Here is a 3,326-nt window from a genome sequence, read left to right as displayed (position 1 = left end):
TGTGATCAAATAGATATGCACCTTTTGCTTTTATTATTAGTATGTTATCAGTTTTTGTATTAGCATGTGTAAATGGATGCCAAATATGTTTTTTATCTATTTCTAATAGCTGTTCATATTTCATCTGAGTATCTTCTCTATTGATTTATTGACTTTAATATTAGATATTGTTTGCACAGAAAGATGTGGTAGCATGGGTATATTTGCTAAAATTTCAATATTACCATACTGCATTATAGACTGTGCAACAGCATAATCCATTGTGCCATTTAATACAACTCCAGCAATAAATATATTATAATCTTTTAAAGCCTTGATTGTTAGTAATGTATGATTTATTGTTCCAAGTAATGTCTTGGATACTATAATTACCCTAGAGTTTAGTGCTTTGATCAAATCAATGATCATTTCTCGTTGATTAACTGGCACCATAACGCCACCTGCTCCCTCTATTATTAATTTTTTTTCTGCTGGCATTGCTGCAATTATTTTCTCTAATGAAATAGTCACCCCCTGATCTTGTGATGCTATATGTGGCGAAGCTGGTTTAGGGAAAGAATATATTGGATTAATAAATCTATCACTTTGTGCTAATGTAATATTTTGAACTGTTTTTGTATCATTTTCCTTCCCAGTTTGAATTGGCTTCCAGTAAACATGATTACTAATTTTAATCAACCAAGCAGATAATGTTGTTTTGCCAACGCCTGTATCTGTACCTGTTATAAAAATAGGCCTCATTACACAAATATATAAGTTAAATAATTGTTATTATATATGGTAAAATATAAGCTGCAATCATGAAATACAGTTAAAATGTGTTCCACAGCAAGCAATATGCAATGTTGTATTCAATTTCTATACTTTGTGTATAGTTTTTAATAATTTTTAACAAACCATAACAATCATTTAATTTATTATATGCACCAAGTAGCTTTATTTGTTTAGCAAAATAAATTGGCTTAATAAAAAAATGTGTTACCTGCTCTGTAATAATTTGATTTTTTAGACCAAGCTTTGCAAAAATTTTATATAAATTGTTTGTTGTTGGAAAATTTAATACTGGTGATTTATGACCATATAATTTGTATAAATTATTCCAGTTTTTTAAACTACCTTCGATTAAAATTGAAATTGCCATATTTTTACAAATTTTGCTAAGTTTTATTAATGAATCTTCAAGTGTGTCAATCCATTGCATAGTCATATTAGATAATAATAAATCAACTTTTTTTTTGGTTACAATTTTACAAGCATCAGCAGCAAAATATATATTATTCTTCATGAGTTTTTTGTTATTTTGTATTATCTGTAACATTTTAGGTGAAATATCTAAGGCATAAAGATTGCTTTCTGGGTATTTATGATTAATTATTTTAGTTAAATTGCCAGAACCACATCCTATTTCTAAAATATTTTTTGGTGATTGCATTAAGTAAAGCTTATTCATTAAAGACTGTGCTGTGAAGCGTTGCAGGAATGATTGACTGTGATAAGTTTGAGAGTGTTTGTTAAATTGCATTAATTATCTATCAACACCAGATTTTTTTTCTTGTGATTTATCTACTGCAGCACTTGGTACTGGTGTTGTGCCATCTTTTATAGATCCAAGATATCTCAATCCTTCTTTGTGCAAAACATGCCCTTCTCTTTTTACTTGTTCTATCGTTTTTGCATCCAAATCTTTGATCTCTTGTTGCTCTAAATTTTTCATAATAATCAAACATATAGCTTACATATCATATTACTATAATAAAAATAAAATTTTTTTAAACAAGGGTATCTAGTATTTATTATCATTTATATTTTTTAAGTAAAATTTGCCAAACAAAATTTTTAATTAATGCAGAATAAAAATTAACTAAATTTACAATTGATGCATGTCCACCTTTTGATAAAAAAATGAATCCATGTTTTAAAAGTTTTGTTTGCTCCGCCATTTTTTTGGAAACAATTGTGTCATTTTCTATATATATACTAATAATAGGTATATTAATATGATAATTAATATTTAATTCAGAAATACAGCATAAATCTTTCAACAGCAAAGAATAATTTAGCTTTTTCATATGTTGCATTGAGATAATTTTTTCTGCATTTAATCCAGATTTTATATAAAAATTATACAAAACTTCTACAGGGTTTTGTTTAAATGAGGAAATCATTCTTTCTATTACTTTAATTTTGGTGTCAAAGTTGCTAAAACCAGATATGTTAATTACTCCTATGCAGTGCTGCAAATTTGTATTGCAAAGCATTTTTACCAATCCAAATGAATGAGCAACTCCAACCCATGGTTTTTTTAGCATATCATAATTGATCTCAGGATCAGAAAAATAGCCATAATCTATGACATGCACTCTATATCCACTTTGTATTAACTGAATTGATATATCTTGCCAGCACAATGAACTAAATCCCCAGCCATGAAACATTACTATATTTGGTAACATTTTTTTATACTTTGAGCTAAAAATTCTATATCATTTTTAGTATGTCTAGCACATATAGATACTCTTATTCTAGATTTATTAATCGGCACTGTTGGTGGTCTAGCTATTGTAACCAATATGCCAAATTTAAGTAATTCTTCTTTAATTTTTATAAGTTTTTGAATATTAGGAATAACAATGCTTATTATGTTTGTTGCTCCACCAGTGCATAGAAAGCCAAAATCTTCTAACAATGATTTTAACATCTTGGCTAAAGTTTTTATCTTGTTCCGTGTGCTTGACAGCTTTGGTAACTCATCCCAAGCAGCAGTAATTGCGCCAATTATTGGTGGTGGAAGGGCAGTAGAATATATAAAACCAGGGCAATTATTTACAAGATAGTTTTTAATTGCTGTATTACACGCCAAATAAGCACCGGCACAACCAATAGCTTTACCAAAAGTACCAAAACAACAATCTACATACTTACTCATATCACCTATCATACCATAGCCATCATTACCACATACTCCTATTGAATGTGCCTCATCAAGATATAGAAAAGCATTATACTTTTCTGATATTTCGGTCATTTTATGAATATCCAGCATATCTCCATCCATACCAAAAACAGTTTCTGATAAAATAAATTTTGCCCTATTGCTTGATGGATATTTTTTTAATAAATTCTCAAGATTTTTCATATCCAAGTGATTGTAACGTATTTGCTTTATCATAGCTATGGCACACCCTGTATGTAAACTGTTGTGATTTAACCTGTCAGAAAACACATATGGTTCATTTTTTAGTACTTTTTTATTTAAAATTGCTGAAACTGCTGATAAATTTCCTTGATAACCAGTGTTAAAGATAATTGCATCTTCTTTGTTTTGA

The 3,326-nt window shown here is 28.6% G+C and carries 5 protein-coding genes; all 5 read right to left on the bottom strand.

Going from position 1 to position 3,326, the window contains the following annotated elements; genetic code table 11:
* Positions 1 to 120 precede the first annotated feature (120 nt).
* The gene (bioD, locus tag AABI72_RS03695; protein WP_338364537.1) at positions 121 to 741 is read right to left on the bottom strand and encodes a dethiobiotin synthase; all 621 of its coding nucleotides are present in this window, start codon (positions 739 to 741) and stop codon (positions 121 to 123) included.
* Between the two features lie 70 nt (positions 742 to 811).
* Complete coding sequence (locus AABI72_RS03690; RefSeq protein ID WP_338364535.1) at positions 812 to 1,522, bottom strand: methyltransferase domain-containing protein; 711 nt, start codon at positions 1,520 to 1,522, stop codon at positions 812 to 814.
* A gap of 3 nt (positions 1,523 to 1,525) precedes the next feature.
* On the bottom strand, positions 1,526 to 1,714 hold the full coding sequence (locus AABI72_RS03685; protein WP_338364533.1) for a hypothetical protein: 189 nt from the start codon (positions 1,712 to 1,714) through the stop codon (positions 1,526 to 1,528).
* An 82-nt stretch (positions 1,715 to 1,796) separates the two neighbouring features.
* Positions 1,797 to 2,453, bottom strand: coding sequence for a hypothetical protein (locus AABI72_RS03680; protein ID WP_338364531.1), 657 nt, complete (start codon positions 2,451 to 2,453; stop codon positions 1,797 to 1,799).
* On the bottom strand, positions 2,438 to 3,326 hold an 889-nt coding region (locus AABI72_RS03675; RefSeq protein WP_338364529.1), incomplete at its 5' end, for an aminotransferase class I/II-fold pyridoxal phosphate-dependent enzyme. The genes AABI72_RS03675 and AABI72_RS03680, both read right to left, overlap by 16 nt.

Source organism: Candidatus Xenohaliotis californiensis, from assembly GCF_963930935.1.
GTDB lineage: Bacteria > Pseudomonadota > Alphaproteobacteria > Rickettsiales > CAWVOK01 > Xenohaliotis > Xenohaliotis californiensis.
The sequence above is the reverse complement of the archived record's forward strand: the minus strand, read 5'-3'. Positions and strand labels throughout refer to the sequence as shown.

Bases quoted from the DNA above. Each gene is read 5' to 3' on its own strand.
- AABI72_RS03685 (WP_338364533.1), bottom strand. From the start codon at position 1,714: ATGAAAAATTTAGAGCAACAAGAGATCAAAGATTTGGATGCAAAAACG.
- bioD (WP_338364537.1), bottom strand. From the start codon at position 741: ATGAGGCCTATTTTTATAACAGGTACAGATACAGGCGTTGGCAAAACA.
- AABI72_RS03680 (WP_338364531.1), bottom strand. From the start codon at position 2,453: ATGTTACCAAATATAGTAATGTTTCATGGCTGGGGATTTAGTTCATTG.
- AABI72_RS03690 (WP_338364535.1), bottom strand. From the start codon at position 1,522: ATGCAATTTAACAAACACTCTCAAACTTATCACAGTCAATCATTCCTG.